This window comes from Protofrankia sp. Cas3 (genome assembly GCF_963555955.1).
GTDB lineage: Bacteria > Actinomycetota > Actinomycetes > Frankiales > Frankiaceae > Protofrankia.
The window spans coordinates 1-19,935 of the sequence record NZ_CAUVXP010000001.1 but is presented as its reverse complement, the minus strand read 5'-3'; the positions used below and the strand labels follow the sequence as shown (position 1 = coordinate 19,935).

The 19,935-nt window shown below is 68.8% G+C and carries 16 protein-coding genes; 7 read left to right on the top strand and 9 right to left on the bottom strand.

Annotated features, from left to right (window positions below; genetic code table 11):
- Positions 1-2: 2 nt before the first annotated feature.
- Positions 3-1,514, bottom strand: coding sequence for an aminopeptidase P family protein (locus tag U9983_RS00080; protein ID WP_322752056.1), 1,512 nt, complete (start codon positions 1,512-1,514; stop codon positions 3-5).
- A 203-nt stretch (positions 1,515-1,717) separates the two neighbouring features.
- On the opposite strand from U9983_RS00080, the gene U9983_RS00075 reads away from it, so the two are divergent.
- Both U9983_RS00075 and U9983_RS00070 read left to right on the top strand, forming a co-directional pair.
- The gene (locus tag U9983_RS00075; RefSeq protein WP_416211228.1) at positions 1,718-2,842 is read left to right on the top strand and encodes a CaiB/BaiF CoA transferase family protein; all 1,125 of its coding nucleotides are present in this window, start codon (positions 1,718-1,720) and stop codon (positions 2,840-2,842) included.
- Positions 2,843-2,954: 112 nt separating this feature from the next.
- Positions 2,955-4,100 (top strand): LCP family protein, encoded by a 1,146-nt coding sequence (locus tag U9983_RS00070; protein WP_322752054.1) that lies wholly within the window; start codon positions 2,955-2,957, stop codon positions 4,098-4,100.
- On the opposite strand, the gene U9983_RS00065 is transcribed toward U9983_RS00070, so the two are convergent.
- From U9983_RS00065 to ppgK, 4 genes are all read right to left on the bottom strand, one after another.
- Positions 4,094-5,149, bottom strand: a complete 1,056-nt coding sequence (locus U9983_RS00065; RefSeq protein ID WP_322752053.1) for a YihY/virulence factor BrkB family protein — start codon at positions 5,147-5,149, stop codon at positions 4,094-4,096. The genes U9983_RS00070 and U9983_RS00065 overlap by 7 nt on opposite strands.
- A 151-nt stretch (positions 5,150-5,300) precedes the next feature.
- Positions 5,301-5,504 carry a hypothetical protein gene (locus tag U9983_RS00060; protein ID WP_131768226.1) on the bottom strand — a complete coding sequence of 68 codons (204 nt, stop codon included), beginning with the start codon at positions 5,502-5,504 and terminating at the stop codon, positions 5,301-5,303.
- A gap of 152 nt (positions 5,505-5,656) precedes the next feature.
- Complete coding sequence (gene sepH / locus U9983_RS00055; RefSeq protein WP_322752052.1) at positions 5,657-6,847, bottom strand: septation protein SepH; 1,191 nt, start codon at positions 6,845-6,847, stop codon at positions 5,657-5,659.
- A gap of 190 nt (positions 6,848-7,037) precedes the next feature.
- On the bottom strand, positions 7,038-7,850 hold the full coding sequence (gene ppgK, locus U9983_RS00050; RefSeq protein WP_322752051.1) for a polyphosphate--glucose phosphotransferase: 813 nt from the start codon (positions 7,848-7,850) through the stop codon (positions 7,038-7,040).
- Between the two features lie 232 nt (positions 7,851-8,082).
- On the opposite strand from ppgK, the gene moaA reads away from it, so the two are divergent.
- Both moaA and mobA read left to right on the top strand, forming a co-directional pair.
- The gene (gene moaA / locus U9983_RS00045) at positions 8,083-9,069 is read left to right on the top strand and encodes a GTP 3',8-cyclase MoaA (RefSeq protein WP_322752050.1); all 987 of its coding nucleotides are present in this window, start codon (positions 8,083-8,085) and stop codon (positions 9,067-9,069) included.
- Positions 9,066-9,698: a molybdenum cofactor guanylyltransferase gene (gene mobA, locus U9983_RS00040; protein ID WP_322752049.1), complete on the top strand. Its 633-nt coding sequence runs from the start codon at positions 9,066-9,068 to the stop codon at positions 9,696-9,698. The genes moaA and mobA overlap by 4 nt, the downstream gene beginning before the upstream one ends.
- Positions 9,699-9,751: 53 nt before the next feature.
- Here mobA and U9983_RS00035 read toward each other — a convergent pair whose 3' ends face one another.
- Together U9983_RS00035 and U9983_RS00030 are read right to left on the bottom strand one after the other, a co-directional pair.
- Positions 9,752-10,198 carry a hypothetical protein gene (locus tag U9983_RS00035; RefSeq protein ID WP_322752048.1) on the bottom strand — a complete coding sequence of 149 codons (447 nt, stop codon included), beginning with the start codon at positions 10,196-10,198 and terminating at the stop codon, positions 9,752-9,754.
- A 51-nt stretch (positions 10,199-10,249) separates the two neighbouring features.
- Positions 10,250-11,113, bottom strand: coding sequence for a DUF5995 family protein (locus tag U9983_RS00030; protein WP_322752126.1), 864 nt, complete (start codon positions 11,111-11,113; stop codon positions 10,250-10,252).
- 132 nt (positions 11,114-11,245) lie between these two features.
- Here U9983_RS00030 and U9983_RS00025 point away from each other — a divergent pair, with 132 nt between their 5' ends.
- The 3 genes from U9983_RS00025 (at position 11,246) to U9983_RS00015 (ending at position 16,939) form a co-directional block, all read left to right on the top strand.
- The gene (locus U9983_RS00025; RefSeq protein WP_322752047.1) at positions 11,246-13,756 is read left to right on the top strand and encodes an EAL and GGDEF domain-containing protein; all 2,511 of its coding nucleotides are present in this window, start codon (positions 11,246-11,248) and stop codon (positions 13,754-13,756) included.
- A gap of 206 nt (positions 13,757-13,962) precedes the next feature.
- A complete protein-coding gene (locus U9983_RS00020; protein WP_322752046.1) occupies positions 13,963-14,682 on the top strand; it encodes a hypothetical protein in 720 nt (239 codons plus the stop codon).
- Positions 14,683-14,692: 10 nt separating this feature from the next.
- Positions 14,693-16,939 carry an AAA family ATPase gene (locus U9983_RS00015; RefSeq protein ID WP_322752045.1) on the top strand — a complete coding sequence of 749 codons (2,247 nt, stop codon included), beginning with the start codon at positions 14,693-14,695 and terminating at the stop codon, positions 16,937-16,939.
- Here U9983_RS00015 and U9983_RS00010 read toward each other — a convergent pair.
- Positions 16,873-18,243: an MFS transporter gene (locus tag U9983_RS00010; protein WP_322752044.1), complete on the bottom strand. Its 1,371-nt coding sequence runs from the start codon at positions 18,241-18,243 to the stop codon at positions 16,873-16,875. The genes U9983_RS00015 and U9983_RS00010 overlap by 67 nt on opposite strands.
- Positions 18,244-18,411: 168 nt before the next feature.
- Positions 18,412-19,803: an acyl-CoA carboxylase subunit beta gene (locus U9983_RS00005; RefSeq protein WP_322750609.1), complete on the bottom strand. Its 1,392-nt coding sequence runs from the start codon at positions 19,801-19,803 to the stop codon at positions 18,412-18,414.
- Positions 19,804-19,935: the final 132 nt, after the last annotated feature.

Here is a 19,935-nt window from a genome sequence, read left to right as displayed (position 1 = left end):
GCTCAGGTCCGATGCCCGACCATCCACGTTTCTACGGCCGCAGCGGCGCGAGGAAGAGCCTCGGACAGGTTGCGGCGGCCGTCGTTCGTGACGAAAATGTCGTCCTCAATCCGGATGCCGATCCCGCGCAGCTCGGGGGGCACCGTAATGTCATCGGGCTGGAAGTACAGGCCCGGCTCGACGGTCAGCACCATCCCGGCCACGAGTGGGCCGTCGCGGTAGGTCTCGTCACGGGCCTGCGCGCAGTCGTGGACGTCGAGTCCCAACATATGTGACGTTGAGTGCAGGGTATACCTGCGATGCATGCCGGCGTTCGGGGCTTGTGGGTCTTCTGCCAGCGACTCGTCAACGCTCACCGGAAGCAGCCCCCAGTCGTGTAGCGCCTGCGCTATCACCCGCATTGCCGCCCGGTGCGGGTCGCCGAACTTTGCGTCCGGTCGCACCGCGGCGATTCCCGCCTGCTGGGCCGCATGGACCACGTCGTACACCTGGCGCTGCACGTTGCTGAAATGTCCGTCCACGGGAAGGGTGCGTGTGATGTCGGCGGTGTAAAGCGAGCGGGACTCCACGCCCATGTCCAGCAGCGCGAGGTCCCCACGCTGCACCGGCCCGTCGTCACGGACCCAGTGCAGGACGGTTGCGTGGTGGCCGCAGGCCACGATCGATCCGTACCCGACATCGTTGCCGTCGACCCTCGCCCGGCGCCAGAACGTGCCTTCCAGCCACCGTTCGCCGTTGGGCAGGGTCATAGCGTGGTCCAACTCACGTACACATTCGGAAAAGCCGAGCACGGTTGCCGCGACCGCGTTCTCCAGCATCGCGGTCTCGTAGTCGTCCTTGACCAGCCGCAGCTCGGAGAGGGCCTGCGCCAGTTCCAGATCCCGGTCGGCGGGGTCGGCCGCGCCCGCCGCGGACCTGCCTGACCTGCCTGACCTGCCGGGGGAGTAACACAGGATCTGGCGGTCCACTGCGGTGTCCAGGCCCCGCACAACCCGAGTCGTCGCCGGGGACAGTCGCCCCAGCGCGTCGGTCAGATCGTGCAGCGGCCGGCACTCGATTTCGAAGGCCGCTGATCTCTCCCGGACCCCTGGGCGCGGACCGACCCATAGTTCGCCGTAACGCCGGTCGGTGTAGAAGGCCGAGGACGAGCGGTCCGACCGGTCCGCGACATACAGCACGGCTTCGTGGTCGCCGGCCGAGCTCGGGTGGAGAATCACCACTGCGTCGGGCTCATGACAGCCGGTCAGCCAGAAAAAGTCGCTTCCCGGTCGGAACGGGTAATCTGTGTCGTTTGCGCGTACCCGGAGCCCGCCGCTGGGTATCACCAGTGTTTCGGCCGGGAAACGCGAGCCCAACAGGGCACGTCGTTTGGCCGTGTATGGCGCGACGTCATCACGCGACGGCGTCATCGTGGGCAACGGGGCCCATCCGCCGGCCATGAATCGACGGAAGGCGGCCGGTGGCTGGTGATCGTGACTGGCCTGCCCCTCCGTGCCGGCTTCTCCTTCGGCCATGGCCGGGGATGACGTGACGGTTGACGTGCTGCCAGCCGCGACCGTACTGCCCGGGACCGGGATTGGACTATCTGCGACGATAAGCACGGTGGATCTGTCGGGGGCAGGCGGGGTTCCGTCCGAGTGCGCACTCATAGTTCCAACGGTAGGCCGCGGCGCCCGATACGGGTAGCGTCGCAGGAGTGCCTGTGCCGCCGGGTCCCATGGATGGTCTTCTTGTCGTCGATCTCACTCGGGTATTGGCCGGGCCGTTCTCCACGTTGATGCTGGCCGATCTCGGCGCCCGGGTCATCAAGGTGGAACGGCCTGACCACGGAGATGACTCCCGATCCTACGGTCCGTTCATGAACGATCGGTCGCTGTACTTCGCCCGGGTGAACCGCGGCAAACAGTCGGTTGCGCTCGATCTGAGGGATCCGACCGATCACGCGACGTTACTTTCCATCATCGATCGGGCTGATGTGCTCGTCGAGAACTTCCGGCCCGGCGTGATGGACCGGCTTGGTCTGGGCTGGACCGCGATGTCAGCGCTCAATCCCCGGTTGGTATACGTGAGCATCTCGGGCTTTGGGCAGACCGGACCGTGGCGAAACCGACCCGCCTACGACGCTGTCGTGCAGGCTGCCGCCGGCATTATGTCGATCACAGGTTCGCCCGACGGCGAACCTGTCAAGCCGGGAGTGCCGATCGCGGACCTCGCTGCCGGGCTGTACGCCTTCGGTGCCATCGGAGCCGCGTTGCACGGACGGAACACGACCGGACGTGGGACCTATATTGACATCGCCATGTTCGATGCCACACTGTCGCTGCTCGAAGGTGCTGCGTTGTCCTATCTCGCCACCGGCACAACCCCGCCACGCATAGGTAACGCACATTACTCGATCGCGCCGTTCGACACGTTCGCGTGCGCGGACCGGAGTATTGTGATCTGTGCCGCGAACGACGGCCTCTTCGTCCGGCTGTGTCAGGCGCTGGATCGTGCAGATCTTGGCGCAGACCCCCGCTTCGCCACGAACGACGCCCGGCTGTCCGGCCGGGACTCGTTCAAATGCGAAGTAGAAGGCACGCTACGTACCCGGCCAGCCGCGCAATGGCTCGCGATTCTGCACGAAGCGGGCGTACCATGCGGCCTCATCAACGACGTCGCCGAAGCGGTGTCCTCGGACCAGGCCGGTTTTCGGCACATGGTGGTGGAAGCCGGTGGCCTGCCGTTGCCTGGCAATCCGGTGAAGATGCCCGGCCGGGCGGATCCCTCGACACGGCCGCCTGCTCCCGAACTCGACGCGGACGGCCCGGCCATCCGGGCGGAATTCAACGGTAACCGATGATCGCAGCTGTCGCGGGCGCGACAGCTGCGCCGGGGAACTTCTCCTCGGCCGCGGAACGTCCACAGGATTGGCGTAGGTGGCACGATGGTGCGGTGAGCGGGGGAACATGACCATGACGTGGCCTCCGGACGGCCAGGGCCAACGTGCCACCATGGGATGGCGGCCTGACGGCCGCGATGCGATGTCCACCGGGCGTCGGCTGGTCACCGTCGTGGCGGGGCTTGTCTCGCTCCTGCTGCTGGTCGTCTCCGCCGGCGGGTGGCTGGCCCTGCGCTACTACGACGGTAAGGTCACCCGCGTCCCGCTGCGCTTCCCCGCCGCGGACCGGCGGCCGGCCGACCCGGGTGGGGACACCCAGAACATCCTCCTGGTCGGTTCGGACAGTCGCGCCGGGACGGGCGGTGAGTTCGGCGAGGTCGAGGGCCAGCGGTCGGACACGACGATCCTGGCGCACCTGGACGCGAACGGTTCCACCACGCTCGCCTCGTTTCCGCGGGACCTGTGGGTGACGATCCCCGCCTACACCGATGCCTCGGGACACAACCACACCGGGGGGAGGTCGAAGCTCAACGCAGCCTTCGCCCTGGGCGGCCCGTCCCTGCTGATACGCACCATCGAGGGACTGACGAAGATACGCATCGATCACTACCTCCAGATCGACTTCATCGGTTTCCAGCGGATGACCGACGCGTTGGGTGGGGTGACCGTGTGTGTGAAGCCGCTGCCCAACGGGAGCAGGAGCAACCTCGACGACAAGATGTCGGGTTGGCATGGCCACGTAGGCGACAACTCCCTCAACGGCGAGCAGGCGCTGGCCTTCGTCCGGCAGCGTTACGGTCTGCCCGAAGCGGACCTCGACCGGATCCGCCGCCAGCAGCAGTTCATCGGCGTGATCTTTCGGGCGGCGACGTCGACCGGCACGTTGACCAATCCGGTCCGGCTCGGCTCGCTGATGGACGCGGTCACCTCGGCCGTCAGCGTTGACGACGCCACGTCGCTGGCGGACCTGGCGCCGCTCGCGGTCCGGCTTCGCGGTGTGGGGACCGGCGGTGTGCGGATGACGACCGTTCCGACGTCGCCCGGCCAGATCGGCGGCCAGTCGGTGCTTGTCACCGATCCCGGCAAACTCGCGTCGTTCGTGGCCGGTCTGAGCGGTCCACCGCCGTCCGCCGCGTCCGCCGTCGTTCTGGTGGCTGCGGCGGTCCCTGCCCCCGCCACGCCCGCGGTGGCGCCATCGGCCGGTTCGTGTACCTACTGACCGTCGGGTGCCTGCTGGACGTGGCTCCGGCGCCGGGACCGCCACCGGGAGTGGGAGCGTGCAGTGGGGACGCCGAGCCCTGCCGACGGCGGCGGGGATTCGCCGGGCGCCACCACGATCTTGGTCATCCCGTCGATGGCGGCGTTGAGTTCGGCGCCGAGCAGGACCGCGAGCGCGGTGATATAGAAGAAGAGAAGCGCCGCGACCGGCGCCGCCACCGAGCCGTAGATCAGCTCGTGGCCGAACACGGTCTCCAGGTAGAGCCGTAGCAGGTAGCTGCCGACATTCCAGACCACCATGGCCAGCAGCGCCCCGGGCAGCGCGCGCCGCCACGGTCGCCTGGACGGCAGAGCCAGGTGGTAGAGGGATGCGAGTATCGCCAGTGAGAATACGGCGACGACCGGCCAGAACAGGATCCTCAGCAGCCAGCCCACGACGTGGTGGTGTTCCGCGTCGAGTATCCGGGAGATCAGACCCGGCCCGAGGACGAGCGCCGGCAGCAGGATCACCCCACTGGCCACCTGGGCGAGGTAGAGCTGCAGTGCCAGCAGCCGGCTGCGTACCGCTGAGCGCAGCTCACGCTGTCCGGAGGCGATCGTGATCGTGTTGACGTAGGTCGCCATCGCCGACGATCCGGTCCACAGCGACAGCAGGAAACCGATCGAAATCACGTCCGGGCGTCCGTGCGTGAGGATCTCGTTGATGGTCGGGCGAACCACGTCGTCGACGACCACGGGCGTCAGCAGGTCGTTCGCCGTGGTTAGCAGGCTCTGGCGAACACTGTCGACGGCATCGGCACCGAGTGCGTCCCCGATGTACCCGATCGTGCCGAGGACCGCCAACAGCAGGGGGGGAAGGGACAGCAACTGCCAGAAGCCCGCCTCGGCCGCGAGGCCGAGAACGCGGTCGCGCCATGCCCCCGCGACGGTCTGACGGGCGAGAGTGACAACACGCATGGACACCGGTCCGCGTGAGGTGGCCAACGCCTTCGGCGGCTGGACCGGTGGCCCCGCGGGTAGCGCTCTGTTCGCCGTCGGCACGCGACCCACGGTACGACTCCGTAATGGGGGACACGCTCAAGCTCGGCGGAAGGTGGTCCTTTTTACCTGCTGGCGAGGGGCGCCATATCGGGGTTCCTGCCGGATCGGTGAAAGCCGATCTGGCAGGTCCGGCCGCTGACGCACAGTGGGAGACGATGATTCAGGGGGAAATGGTCAGTTTGTCGGTTTCGTCATGGTATTCAGCAGCCACGGCCCGCAGCTTGGAGTCGTGGGACTTGGCGTGGTGTCGGCAGAACAGCAGCTCGCCGCCACCGGGAAGCACGACCCGCACATACGCCTGCGCGCCGCACCGGTCGCACCGGTCGAGGTTGGTCAGCGTCGGTTTGGTAGTGGTTCCAGTCACACCATCTTCAACAGTCTTCGTCGGGATTTGGTTCCACGCTGTCGGTGTGACGGTTCCCTCACGGACGTCTTGGCGAATGACCGACGTCGGCGGTTACGGTCCTGGCTGCTCCCAGCACCCCACAAAGCCGCAGGTGGTGACGGGACACGTCGCTACGGGCGCCGGGCGCCGAAGACGATGTCGTCCCATGCCGGCACGGACTTGCGGCCGCGGCGACCGCCGGCGCCTCGGTCAGCCGGGCGACCGGGAGCACCCTGACGCCCGCGGGTCCCGGGCGATGGCTGTCCGGCGTCGTCGTCGATGTCGGCAGCTGCCTCCGCCGCTGCCGCCTCCGGGGTGGAGCGTGGCTGCGGTCCGACGGGATCGGTCACGATCAGACCGGCTGCGGGGGCAGGCGTGGTCGCCGGGATAACCGGCACGCTCGGGGTGACCGGCACCGGCCGGGCCTCGGGCACCTCCGCCACGGGCGCAGCGGGTTCCGGCCGCTGCGGCTGCACTGATCGAATCAGCGCGGCCGGCGGGGCCGGGGTTGCCGGGGGAATTGGGGTGCGTGCGGGCGCCTCGCCCCGGGCGGCGGGCCGGGACACGCCGTGGGTCCGCCCCCGTGCCGCCGCCGGCTGGACCGGCGTGGGCGGCGGCACCGTGACCGGCGGGTGCACAACCGGCGCAACCTGCGCAGGGACCGGCTCCTGCACAAGGGTCAGCGCGGGACCGGGCGGCCGGGTGGTGCCGGTCTGCGTGGGCAGCGGCGTGGGCAGCGGCGGTGCGGCGGGTTCGACCGGTACCTCAGGAGTCACCAGCGCCCTGGCGGCATCATCGTGTGGGCGCACCCGGCGCACCACCGGATCCCAGGTCCAGCGCGCGCACCGGCTCTCCGAGGTCAGCTGTACCAGCCAGATTCCGTCCACCCGACGCCAGGCATCCCACTGCGCGCCGTCGGGATCGTCCTGGGCAGCCATCAGCCGGGCGTCCACAACCTCGCCCAGCGGCCGGCCCGGGGCGCCACCAGGGTCCTTGGGTAGCAGCGCCGCCCGCGCCTCCTGTACCACCCGGGCTCGCTCGGCCAGCACCGGGCCCTCGTAGCGCTCCACCCGCTCGACTGGAATGCCCGCTACCCGCGCAACCTCGGCAGTTGTCTCGCCAGCTCGCAGGCGCGCCTGGATTTCCCGTGGGGTCAGGGCGCTTTCCTGGCGTACCTCGCTGCGTCGCGCCCCGCGCAGCGCCGATCGAAGCCGGTCGTCAACCGGTACCCGGAATTTTTCCGCGTCGGGTCCGCCCGCGGTATCGGCGAGCACGAGGTAGCCGCCGTCCTCGCTGAGCGCGACCGCTCGCAGCTCACGCATGGCGCCTCCTCATCGGCGTCGTCCGAATCCGTCGTGGCACATTTGGTAACGGTGAGTGTCCGGATTGTCGAACCGGCCGCTCATGCTTACCACCACACCTTGCCATCGACATACCGGCGGTGTCTCACCCCGGGAGTCGACACGCTCTGTCGGCCTCCCGCCGACACCACGCTGCGCCCATCCTGGGTGGTCAGGGACGGCGGCCGCCGGGGGGCCGGGTGGCCGGTGGCCGCCGGCGCGGTGCCCGTGCCGGCGCCTTGGGACGGGTCTGGTCGCCCGCGGCGAACAGCGCGGCCCCGACAATTCCGGCGTTGTTCTGCAACTGGGCGGGGACCACCTTCGTGCGGATTTCGAGACGATCGAGAAATCGATCCGCCTTTCGGCTCGCGCCGCCGCCGATGATGATGAGATCGGGCCACAGCAGCGCTTCCAGCGCGCTCAGATAGCGGCTGACCCGCTTCGCCCACTTCTCCCAGGAAAGATCTTCGCGTTCGCGGGCCGCCTCGGAGGCCGAGGTCTCCGCCACGCTTCCACCGATCTCAAGATGGCCGAACTCGGTGTTCGCAAGGAGCTGGCCATGAAGGAACAGCGCTGTGCCGATACCGGTTCCGAAGGTCGTCATGAGGACGACACCGCCGACGTCGCGACCGGCACCGAAGGTCATCTCGGCGATTCCGGCGGCGTCGGCGTCGTTGATCACCGTTACCCCGCCTGGCAGGACCGCGCCGAGGGTGGCCGCCAGGTCGGTGTCCACCCAGCTCGGGTCGACGTTCGCCGCGGTCTTGGCGATCCCGTCCTTGAGCACGGCGGGAAAGGTGGCTCCGACCGGACCCGTCCAGCCGAAGTGGTCCACCACGTCCGCAACGGTCTTGGCGATGGCGCCCGGTAGCGACGGCTGCGGCGTCGGAATCCGGATGCGGGGCGCGGCCAGTGTCCCTTCGTCGATGTCGACGGGCGCACCCTTGATGCCGGTACCACCGATGTCGACACCGAAGACCTGCATTTCGCCTGTGCCCTCCCGTTGCCGTCGACCTATACCGGGCGTACCTGGACACAGTGTCCACCGCGGCGTGCGGCACCGTGGGACTGTCCGGTCAACCCGCGCCCACTCCACCATAGATCCGCATGCCTCGCCGGCCCATCTGAGTGTGACACCGGTATCCGGGCCCGATCTCCCCGTGGCACGCCGCGGACGCCGATCGCCGATCGATCCGCCGGCGCTCTAAGCTGAGCTGGTGGCATTGTGGGATTCCTTCGGTCGAGTCGCCACCGACCTGCGGGTTTCGTTGACGGACCGCTGCAATCTGCGGTGCACCTACTGCATGCCCGTCGAAGGCCTGGCGTGGTTGCCGGGGGAGGAGACCCTGACCGACGAGGAGGTACTCCGTCTCGTCCGGATAGCGGTCACCCGCCTTGGAGTGACCGAGGTCAGACTGACCGGCGGTGAGCCTACGGTCCGGCCCGGTCTGGTCGGCCTTGTCGCCCGGTTGGTGGCGTTGCGTCCGCGTCCCCAGGTGTCCATGACCACCAACGGCACATCGCTGGCCCGCCTTGCCGGTGCGCTGCGCGCCGCCGGCCTGGAGCGGGTGAACGTCTCTCTGGACACACTGCGGGCCGACCGCTACCTGGCGATTACCCATCGGGACCGGCTCGCGGACGCGTGTGCGGGTCTGGCGGCCGCGGCCGCGGCCGGGCTGGCACCGGTGAAGGTCAACGCGGTGCTGCTGCGGGACGTCAACGACGACGAGGCTGCCGCCCTGCTGCGATGGTGCCTGGAGCGGGGCTACGCCCTGCGCTTCATCGAGCAGATGCCGCTGGACCCTCAGCACAGCTGGGATCGCGGGGTGATGGTCACCGGCGCGGAGATCCTCGCCCGGCTGCGGTCGGAGTTCACCCTGACGGCACTGCCCGGTCGCGGCAGCGCGCCGGCCGAGTTGTTCGCCGTGGACGGCGGACCTGACACGGTCGGCGTGATCGGCTCGGTGACCGCACCGTTCTGCGCCGCCTGCGACCGGGTTCGTCTTACCGCCGACGGGCAGGTTCGCTCGTGCCTGTTCGCCCGCGAGGAGACCGACCTGCGCACGCCCATGCGGGCCGGGGCCGACGACGCGCACCTTGCGCAGCTGTGGGCGGCCGCGGTCCGCGGCAAGCGCGCCGGGCACGGTATTGACGACCCCGCCTTTGCGCAGCCCGCGCGACCGATGTCGGCGATCGGCGGATGAGCTGGGACGCGCTGGTGCTTGCCGGCGGAGCGGCCCGCCGCCTCGGCGGCGTGGACAAACCCGCGTTGACTGTCGGCGGCCAGACCCTGCTGGATCGTGTTCTCGCGGCGGTGGACGGCGCGCGCGAAGTGATCGTGGTCGGACCGGCGCGCCGGGTCGCGGTGACCCGCCCGGTGGTGTGGACCCGCGAGCGACCGCCGGGCGGGGGACCGGTCGCCGCGCTCGCCGCCGGTCTGGAGCTGGTGTGCGCACCCTTGGTCGCCGTGCTCGCGGCCGATCTTCCGTTTCTCACCGCGGCGACGGTCGCCGCGCTCGTGCGGGCCGTGGGCGGTGGCGGTGCCGGTGCCGGTGGCGGCCGGGACGCAACGGGAGCCGGCCCGACCGACGATGATCCTCCGTGGGGTGCGCTCCTGGTTGATCCAGCCGGCCGGCACCAGTACCTGACCGGGGTGTGGCGGACGTCCGCGCTGCGTGCGCGTCTCCCGGCGGTGCCGGCCGGAGCGTCGATGCGGTCGGTGTTGGCGGGCCCGCGGGTACTGGTGCTACCCGCCGACGGACGCACCACCCTGGACTGCGACGCACCGGCGGACCTGGAACGGGCGCGAGGCTGGGCCAGGATGGGCCCGTGAGCGCTCGTGATGACTGGGTGGTCGTCGCCCCCGGCGCGTTCTGAAACAGGCGGTCAGCGCACCCACGCCGGTCCGTCCTCCAGCAGGGCCCGCATGTCGATCGCCATCGTGTGGACCGCGAGCGGGTCGTCCAGCCCGGCGTTGTCCAGGGTCGACCAGGACAACACGTCCTCTCCGGCCGGCGCCTGGTGACGGCTGGGTACCGCGGCGCGGGGATCGACCGACCGTAGGCGAGGGAGGGCAAGGGTGCTCGTCGCGGCATCGGTGGCGTCCCTGCCACGGACGCCGCCTACCGGTCTGCCGGCGGCGGGATCGACCGGTGTCCCGGGTCGGGTGCGACCGGAGGATGTGACGATCGACTGGTCCAGGCCGGCGAGCCCGGCGATCACTACCAGCGCCGGCACGACGAACTGCGCGGGCCGCCACGTGGTCAGGGCGACCATGGTGAAGACGATCAAAATGGTGACCGCTCCGAGCGCGTTGCGCTGCGCGGGCGGCAACGCCGGAACCTTTCGGCCGTGTCGGTAATATCCCACCCGATCGAGTGTGCCCTATATCTCGTCCGCCCGCTGCCCTCGACCCGTCGGCGCGGCCCACGGTACCGCGTCGGATGCGTGGTGGCGCGCGCACCAGGCGTCCCGGGGGACAGCCGTCGTCGACGGCTGTTCGTCGGCGAGCAGTACCCGCAGCAACCGTGCGCGGACATCGGCGCTGGTCTCGATCGTGTGCACGACGACGGCGTACTCGTCGGTGCCCCTGGCTGCGACCAGGCGTTCTGCGTCGTGCCAGGCGTCCTCCCGCCATGCCGTCAACATCTCGATCAGGTCGTCGCGGCCGAGACCGTAGCGCAGCGTCCCGTCATCCAGGTGCGGGTCGAAGCGGGCTGCCTCCTGCGCCAGCAACGGATCCATCACCCGCGCCAGGATCGCGTTGACACGGTCGTGATCGCCCTTGTGACTGTGGCCGTCGGGACCGGCCAGGCCGAGCTCGGCGAGAACGAACGGCAGATCGCGGGTGACATGGGCGTTCATGCCGAGCAGCAGGTCACCGGCGGCTGAGAGCGTTGTGGTGGCGGCCGCGGTGAACGCCACCCGCCAGGCTGGCGGCACGTCGGTCGGGCGGCCCGCCGCCCACTGGTCGAAGGCCCGGAAGTAGTACCGGGCGAACAGCGCGTCCTCGGCGTTGACCCACCCGGGATCGGCGAAGGAACCCGCGACCGCGGCCGCATCGCCGAATGCCTCGGTCGTGCGCAGATAGGCGAAGGAAAAGATCACCCGATGGTCGCAGTGGTCCTCCAGTGGTCGAAGTTGGTCACGCATCGTCGTCAACGTTTCCCGCACACATGTCGGCGACCCGGTTGTGCACGGTGGGGGAAATTGATGTCCTGCAGGCTCTGCGGTGGCCTGGCCGGGCATCCCGGCCAGCAGTGAGCTAGCCGTCAGGAGCGTGGTGACTGCGATGCGTAGCCATCCCATGGGGCTGCATGGTAGTTCAACTGTTACTCAAAGCATTTACAGCCGGGCGGAGAGTCGTGATAATGCTGCGCTATGTCCCTTCAAGGTCACAATCCGGAAGGTCCCGGTCGGGGCATCCTGGACACCCTCACGGAGGTCGTCTTCCAGACCGACGCCGAGGGACGCTGGACGTACCTCAACCGCGCCTGGACGACGGTGACGGGCTTCGACGTCGTCGCGTCGCTGGGGAGTCACTTCCTCGACTACGTCCACCCGGATGAGTACGACCACACGATCGCGCTGTTCATGGCGGTGGTGGCCGGTGGTTCTGATCATTGCCGGCATGTGACCCGCTACCGGACCCGCGACGGTGCCTACCGGCGCGTCGAGATCCGTGCCAACGTGCTGCGGGCGCCGGACGGTGCCGTCTCGGGCAACTCGGGGACGATTGTCGATGTGAGCCGTGACCAGCATGACGCTGAGGCGGTCGGTGAACACACAGCCCTGTTGGAGCTCGTTTCCGGGGGCGTGCCGGGCGCCGAGCTTCCCGTCGGTGTCCTGGTCTACGACCGCGCGCTCGGTCTGCGCCGGACGTCGCAGGTTGTCGATCGCCTGCTCGGTGAGCGGTTACGGGTCGGCGATCCCTTGGACCGGCTGGGGATCATGCTGCGGCCCGGTGGCGAGGGCGTGGCGCTGGACGGCGAGTGGGGACTGGCCGCCACGGCGGCGCGGACCGGCCGGCCCCAGCACGGCGACGTCAATCTCCTCGGCCGCGCCGGCGCCGACCCCGACCCCGACCCCGATGTGCGCGGTCGAGCCGGGCCCGGTCCGGCGCGGGCGTTACGGATCTCGGTGATCCCGCAGGTGGACGGCCGCCGGGAGCTGGTTGCCGTTGTGCTGCAGGATGTCACCGATCTGCGGCGGGCGGAACGGCTGCAGTCGGCCGTTGCCCAGCTCGGTCAGCGTGCTCTGGGTGGGCTGACCGTCCCGGACCTGCTCGCCGAGGCCGCCCAGGTGGTCCGCGTCACCCTGGGTCTGCCTGGCTGCGAGGTGCTGGCGGCGACCGGCCGGGACAACCCGGCCGATCCGGCACACCCGATCGCGGCGATCATTCCGGTCGCGTTGGCCTCGGATGGCCCCACGATCATCGACCGCGGGGCTGCTTTCCACGGTGTTGCGGCCCGTATCGGCGCGGCTGGCCGCAGCCACGCCGTATTGGTCGCGTACGCGCCGTACCGGCGGGAGTTCGCCCCGGATGAGGCGGCGTTCGTCCAGTCCGTCGCCAACGTGCTGGCAGCCGCGCTCGAACGGGATACCGCCGAGCGGGAGGTCCGCCACCAGGCCCGGCACGACCCGCTGACCGGGCTGGCGAACCGGGTCCTGCTGCACGACCGGATCTCGCGAGCGCTGCGCACGGTCGAGGCCGACGGCGGTGCGCTGGCCCTGCTGTTGATGGACCTCGACCGGTTCAAGGAGATCAACGACACGTTGGGTCACGGAGCCGGTGACGATGTGCTCCGCGAGGTGGCGGTACGGTTACGACGCGCCACCGGTTCGGCCGCGACAGTCGCCCGCCTCGGTGGGGACGAGTTCGCGATCCTGCTGCCGTCGGCGCCGCGGGGAGTCGCTGACGCCCTTGCCGTCGCGAGCCGTGTGCGAGCCGCCCTGGCCGAGCGTATCGATGTCGGCACGCTTCCGCTGAGCGTCGAGGGAAGTATCGGGATCGCGATCGGGCCTGGTGACGGGAGCGATCCGGGAACCCTGGTGCGGTGTGCCGACGTGGCCATGTACCGGGCCAAGCAGCTCTGCGTCGGGGTCGCGGTGTACGCCCCCGATGCCGACCAGAACCGCCGCGAGCGCCTTGAACTGCTCGGCGGCCTTCGCTCGGCGATCGCGGGCGGGGAGCTGGTCCTGCACTACCAGCCCAAGGTCGACCTGCGTACCGGGCGGACCACCGCGGTCGAGGCGCTGGTCCGCTGGCAGCACCCGTCGCACGGCCTGGTCGAGCCGGGGCGTTTCGTTCCGTTCGCCGAACAGAGCAACCTGGTCAGGCCGTTGACCCGCCGGGTCCTCATGCTCGCCCTGGACCAGGCGCGATCATGGTGGGACGCGGGTCGGTTGCTGCCCGTGGCGGTGAACGTCTCGGCCCGGATGTTGCACGACGCAGAATTGATCTCGACGGTACAGGCGGAGCTGGACAGGACCGGCATGCCGCCACAGGCGCTCGAACTTGAGCTCACCGAGAGTGCCGTGATGGTGAACACCCGCAACGCGATGAATGTCATCACCCAGTTGCGCCGCGCGGGAATCCGGATCTCCGTGGATGATTTCGGGACCGGGTACTCGTCGCTCGCCTACCTGCGCGATCTTCCGGTGCACGATCTCAAGATCGACAAATCGTTCGTGCTGAACGTGGCGCGTCGCCCCAGGGATTTCTCGATCGTGCGGTCCATCATTGATCTCGCGCACAATCTCGATCTCAGGGTGGTTGCCGAGGGCATCGAGTCGGACGAGGTCTGCAGCCTACTTCGTGACCTCGGCTGTGACGAGGGACAGGGCTTCTTTCTCGGGTATCCCGTCCCACCTGCGGATCTTGCGGCATAGGGCCTGCCCGGTGAGCGTCTTCGGGTGATCTACTGGATCTCGGTCGGTCGAGGCCGTCGAGTCTGGTTCATGCGCTTGGTTTTCTCGGAGAAGGTGCCATCCAGGGGGCTGTGCTGCACCATGAGCAGAGCCTCACCAGATTCTGGAGGTTGGCCGTGACCGGGAGAACCAGGTTGTCTGGGGCCTCCGAGCGCGCGAAAAGCCCCATGATCGTGCACTCGTCGGCCGCCGGTACGCTGCGGGGATGCGTCGCGTTGGCGGTGTCGGCGCTTCTGACGGCCCTCGTTCTTCTCCTCGGTTGCGGTTCAGCTCGTTACCAGTATGTGACCAACAAGGACGTCGGAACCTTTCTCAAGATCCCGAGTTCGTGGCAGCATCAGCCGATGCCCGGACCGGCCTTCGTCGGTATCGACGCCCGCAACATCAGTCCGGAGGCCGCTCGGACGCTGGCCAGTCGTGAGTGGGTCGTGGGGATTGATGCCGCGTCGAGATTCGACGACAAGAACCTCCTGCTTCCGGACGCGGCGCAACCCAAGGGATTCGTGCAGGTCCGCCAGCTTCTGCCGGAGGAGGCGGCCACGTTGTCCACCAATGACCTGCGCAACCAGCTTGTCTCCATCGACCAGGAGATCCAGGCGCAGGAGGTGGCGGTTCGCCAGGACCCGCAGCGGGCCCGGCTTGCCCCGGAGTTCCTCCTGCTGGTGGACGATCCCGTCCACCAGGGCGGGGGCGTCCACGGCGTCCATCTGGTGTACCAGCTCCACCTGGGCACGGGTCTGGTGACCGTCGACCAGACAAGCCTGCTGGACCGTGATCAGACCAGGCTCTACCAGCTTGTGTTCGCCTGTTCGTCCTGGTGCTACGACCGGCATCGCGCCGAGATCCAGAAGGTTCAGACATCGTTCACGATCAAGCCGATCACCTGAGGTAAGGATCATGAATCAGGCCCAGCCGGCGCAGCCATCCCCGCCGGTGCGCAAACCGCTGGCGCGCTGGGACAGGGTGAAGTTTCTGGTCCTGCTCGGTGCACTGTTCGTGTTCGTGGTAGCCGCTGCCATGGCGGATAACCCGATCATGAGCTGGACCGACGCCGTGCGTGAGCAGGCGGCGGCGAGCTGGTGGCTGTTGGCGCTGATCGGGATCGAGATGGTTCGCCAGGTCCATATGTTGATCGGCGAGCGGTCGGCGCACTACCACGTCTTCTGGACCGACAGGGTCTTCGGCCGGCTCGAGCGCGGCCTGCTCCAGCTCGACGACTGGAACCGCTACCGCATCAGCCGCGCGCTGACGTGGACGGCAGTCGTCGCGATCTTCGCGTTCGGTTACGCCCGGATCAAGCACGACTCCGTCTTTCACGCGATCATCGGGCTCCCCGGCGACAGCTGGCACGCAGCCCCGTTCGCGGTGCAGGTTCTATTGATCATGTTTATTACGATCGGGCAGTTCGCGCTGCTGTTCTGGTTCCTGTCCCGCGGCGGCGTGGAGGTGTACTTCCCCGAGGACATCAAGACCCGGTTCACCGACGTCTGGGGCCAGGATCACGTCCTGTCCAGGGTCAGGGAGACGGTCTTCTATCTGGAGAAGCCGCACGAGATCGAAAATCGGGGCGGCTACGTACCCGGCGGCATCCTGCTGTGGGGTCCACCCGGTACCGGCAAGACCCTGATCGCGGAGGCGGTCGCCGGTGAGACCGGGAAGCCCTATGTCTTCGTCGACCCGGGCGCGTTTCGGGCCATGTTCTTCGGCGTCGGCGTGATGAAGGTCAAGGCTCTGTTCCGCAAGCTGCGCACGCTCTCCCTGCGGTACGGCGGCGTGATCGTTTTCTTTGACGAGGCCGACACCCTGGGTAACCGTGGTCAGCCCGCCGGCAACCGGATCGGTCTGATCGACCCTGGTGACCCCTGTAACGGGATGACGTATGCGAGCACCTCGGCACGCCGCGCACTGGCGCAGGCACGTTTCGTGGTTCCCGGCGGTGGTGGTGGCCCGTCCAGCATCGACGGAACGCTGCAGGCACTGCTCGCCGAGATATCGGGTCTGAAGAAGCCGCGTGGCTTCTTCAACCGGGTCGTGCGGCGTGCCCTGGGCATGCGCCCGAAGTCGCCGCCGAAGTACCGGATCATGGTCATGATGGCGACGAACATGCCGCAGTCGCTGGACGAGGCGCTGCTGCGTCCCGGTCGGATCGACCGCATCTACAAGGTGGGCTACCCGAGCAGGCAGGGCCGGGTACGGACCTTCAACGGCTACCTGGACAGGGTCCGCCACGAGGTGAGCGCCGATCAGGTCGAACGGCTCGCCGTGATGAGCCCGTACGCCACCGGGGCGAGCATCAAGGACATGGTCAACGAGGCGCTCATCCAGGCGATCAAGGCTGGTCGTGAGGTGGTCACCTGGCCGGATCTGCTGCGCGCCAAGTCAATCAAGGAACACGGCCTGCCCGACGACCACGAGTACGTGGAGCGGGAGCGCCACAGCATCGCCCTGCACGAGGCGTGCCATGCGGTGGTCATGTACCGACTGCAGAAGCACATGGTCATCGACATGGCGAGCATCGAGCGCCGTGGGGACACCGGCGGGTTCGTGGCCCCGGTGCCGTTGGAGGACAGGTTCGTCGACTGGCGGTCCGAGGTCGAGATCGATGTGATGACCTTCCTGGCCTCCATCGTGGGCGAACGGATGTTCTTCGACGGTGACCACACCCAGGGCGTGGGCGCAGACCTGCACGCCGCCACCGAGCTGGTTGCCCGCAGCATCGGCCGACACGCGATGGGCAGCACCCTGACGTCCCGGCCGGCGCTGGCCGCTGCTCTTGACGCCAGTCCGGCGTACCCCGGCGGCGGCCCGGGGTACCTCGGTGGCGGGTTCGTCGACGAGGTCGAGGCCAAGCTCCAGGAGCTTTATCAGCGGACCGAGGTCATCCTGTCGGACAACCGCCGGGAGGTTCTCGCGGTGACCCACGCACTGGAGACGAACAAGACCATCACCGGCGAGGACGTCGAAGCAATCATGGAGGGCACGCTCGGCCCCACCCTGGACGGCCGCCGCTACCATGAGCCCGACTTCCTCGACCTGGCGGAGGATTACCACCTCAGTGCCGTCCAGGCGCACCGGGGTCACCCCGGCGAGCAGCTGCGGCTACCCGATCTCGGCAGGGCGGCGTCCTCGGCGGGGCCGGGCTGACCGGACTGACCGGGCTGACCGGACTGACCGGCGGGACCGAGTAGCTGGCGCGCGCCGTACCCGGCCGCGAGGAGGGCGGCCAGCCCGCCGGTCGCCAGGCCCGCCCGGGCACCGAGCTCTTCGCTGATCCATCCGATGGTGGGACCCCCGACAGGGGTGCTGCCCAGGAAGGCCACGGCCCACAAGGCCATGATCCGGCCACGCATGTGGGGCGCGGAGGCGAGTTGCAAGGTGGCGTTCCCGATGGACAGGAACGCCACGCTGCCGGCTCCCACCAGCATCATGGCCACGGCGGCGAGATGGACATCCGGCGCGACCGAGGCCGCCAGGATGACGATGCCGAAACCGGCGGCAGCGCCGACCAGGGCGCGTGGCGTCGCCCGGCCTCGTCTGGCGACGATCAGGCCGCCCGCCACCGCGCCGACGCCCATCGCCGCGGTGAGCAGCCCGTAGGTGCCGGCGCCGCCGTGGAACACCTCGCGGCCCAACAGCGGAAGCACGACGGCGAACTCGTAGGCGAGGGTGCCGATGACCGCCATCATGACCAGCGGAACCCGCAGCGCCGGGGTTCGTAACGCGTATGCCAGGCCCTCGCGGATCTGGCCGCGGGCCCGGGGAAGCGGGTCGCGCCGGCGAAGCGCACGCGGGTCGATCCGGATCAGAGCGACGATGGCGGCCAGGTAGGACGCGGCGTTGACCATGAAACAGACGCCGGTGCCGGCGACGGCGATGAGCACGCCGGCGATCCCCGGCCCCACCGCCCTGGCCGCGTTCACCGCCACCGACTGAAGGGATACGGCGTTGGCCACCACGTCCGGGCCGACCATCTCGTGGACGAAACTCTGCCGGGTCGGGTTGTCCACCGCGTTCACGGTGCCGAGGCCGGCCGCGATGAGTGCCACCATCCACAACTGGACGACACCGGTGATGTCGGCAACAGCGAGGCTGGCGGCCAACAGCCCGGACGCGACCTGGGTATAGATCAACAGACGCCGCTTGTCGGCCCGGTCGGCCAGCAGCCCGCCGTAGGCGCCGAACAGCAGGACCGGCAGGAACTGCGCGGCCGTGACGAGCCCGAGCACCGTCCCGGACGCCCCGAGCGAAAGCGCCAGCCAACCCTGCGCGACCATCTGCATCCAGGTCCCGACCAGCGACACGACCTGTCCGCTCAGGTAGCGGCGGTAGTTCGGCACGGACAGCGCGAGCAGTGCGCCGCCTCGCCGCGGTTCTGGCCGCGGTTCTGGCCGTGGTCGTGGTCCTGGTCGGGGCGGGTTGACGGTCGTGGCGTCGGGCAGCGCGGTCATCGTTCCTTCCGGTCGTCACGAGTGAGGGCTTCACCTGGGACAACCGTTGTGCCTGTTTAGTTATTTCACCTCAGCTAACTATCTCGTCGGGTGAGCCGGTGGTCTCCGCGCCGTCGTCCCGGCTGGCAGGTCTGGACGACGGCGCGCGATCGATCTGGGGGATGTTCCCTACAGGGGGATGTTGCCGTGGGCGCCACGGCCGGCCGGGGCCCCGGCGAGGGTTTCGGCGAGGACCGAGCGGGTGGCGGCGGGCTCCACCACGGCGTCCACCACTCCCAGCTCCACGGCCCGGTCGATCCCGCCGACCGCGCGTGCGTGCTCAGCGGTGAGCTCGGCAAGCACGGTCGGACGACGCTGAACCGGAACCTCCGCCAATGTGCGCCGGTGCAGGATTCCCACGGCGGCCTCGGCGCCCATGACCGCGACCTCGGCGGTAGGCCATGCGTACACGGCGCTCGCGCCCAGACAGCGGGCGTTCATCGCGATGTAGGCGCCGCCGTAGGCCTTTCGGGTGACCACGGTGACGCGGGGCACGGTGCATTCGGAGAACGCATAGAGCAGCTTCGCGCCGCGCCGGACCACGCCTTCCCATTCCTGGCCGACACCCGGCAGGTACCCCGGAACATCGACGAGGACGATCAGCGGCACTCCGAACGAGTCGCACATGCGCACGAAACGTGACGCTTTTTCGGCGGACGTCGCGTCGAGGCAGCCGCCGCGACGCAGCGGGTTGTTGGCGACCACGCCGACCGTACGGCCGCCGAGGCGACCGAGCGCGGTGACGATGTTCGGTGCCCACTTGGGATGGAGCTCAAGCACGTCGTCGTCGAGGACGCCGGCCACCAGCGGGTGTACGTCGTAGGCGCGACGGGCCGACTCCGGCAGGAGGCTGCCGAGGTCACGATCCTGAACTGGCCCGATTTCGCCCTGGTCGCAAAGCAGCGCGCACAGCCGCCGGGTGTGGTCGACGGCAGCCTCGTCAGAGTCGCAACTGATCGCTACCACTCCACTGCGGCGTGCGTGCACATCGGGTCCACCCAGACTGTCGGCGGTGCAGTCCTCGCCGGTCACCGTGCGGACGACGTCCGGACCGGTAACAAAGATCTTGGCATCCGGGCCCATGATGACGATGTCGGTCAGCGCCGGGCCGTATGCCGCGCCACCTGCGGCGGCACCCAGCACCAGGGACAGCTGCGGAATCCGTCCGGATGCCCGGACGGTGGCCGCGAAGACGCGTCCGACACCGTCGAGGGAGGCAACGCCCTCCCGGAGCCGAGCACCGCCGGAATGCCAGATTCCCACCACCGGGATGTCAAGGCGCACTGCGGCCTCAATGGCGTGGACGATCCGAGCGCAGCCGTCACGGCCCATCGCCCCGCCCTGAATGGTTGCGTCCGTAGCAAATGCGACGACCGGATTATCGTCGACGGTGCCCTTTCCAGCCAGCACCCCGGAGCTGTCCGCCGCGGCGAAGGGTTCAAATGAATCAGGATCGAAGAACTGGGTCAGTCGAGTCGACGGGGCACGCGGGTCAATGCGTTCGAGCGTGGAGAGACTCACCTGTTGTCTCCTTGAGATCATAGGTTCTCCGGCGACGCGAAGGAGACGACTCCCCTGTTCGTGGTCGGAGGCTCGTCGGATCTCCGTGCGGACCTCATATCGCCTGGCTTTGAGGTCCGCATGGGCGAATGT

Bases quoted from the DNA above. Each gene is read 5' to 3' on its own strand.
- U9983_RS00080 (WP_322752056.1), bottom strand. From the start codon at position 1,514: ATGGCCGAAGGAGAAGCCGGCACGGAGGGGCAGGCCAGTCACGATCAC.
- U9983_RS00075 (WP_416211228.1), top strand. From the start codon at position 1,718: ATGGATGGTCTTCTTGTCGTCGATCTCACTCGGGTATTGGCCGGGCCG.
- U9983_RS00070 (WP_322752054.1), top strand. From the start codon at position 2,955: ATGACGTGGCCTCCGGACGGCCAGGGCCAACGTGCCACCATGGGATGG.
- sepH (WP_322752052.1), bottom strand. From the start codon at position 6,847: ATGCGTGAGCTGCGAGCGGTCGCGCTCAGCGAGGACGGCGGCTACCTC.
- ppgK (WP_322752051.1), bottom strand. From the start codon at position 7,850: ATGCAGGTCTTCGGTGTCGACATCGGTGGTACCGGCATCAAGGGTGCG.
- mobA (WP_322752049.1), top strand. From the start codon at position 9,066: ATGAGCTGGGACGCGCTGGTGCTTGCCGGCGGAGCGGCCCGCCGCCTC.
- U9983_RS00030 (WP_322752126.1), bottom strand. From the start codon at position 11,113: ATGCCCGGCCAGGCCACCGCAGAGCCTGCAGGACATCAATTTCCCCCA.
- U9983_RS00025 (WP_322752047.1), top strand. From the start codon at position 11,246: ATGTCCCTTCAAGGTCACAATCCGGAAGGTCCCGGTCGGGGCATCCTG.
- U9983_RS00020 (WP_322752046.1), top strand. From the start codon at position 13,963: ATGATCGTGCACTCGTCGGCCGCCGGTACGCTGCGGGGATGCGTCGCG.
- U9983_RS00015 (WP_322752045.1), top strand. From the start codon at position 14,693: ATGAATCAGGCCCAGCCGGCGCAGCCATCCCCGCCGGTGCGCAAACCG.
- U9983_RS00010 (WP_322752044.1), bottom strand. From the start codon at position 18,243: ATGACCGCGCTGCCCGACGCCACGACCGTCAACCCGCCCCGACCAGGA.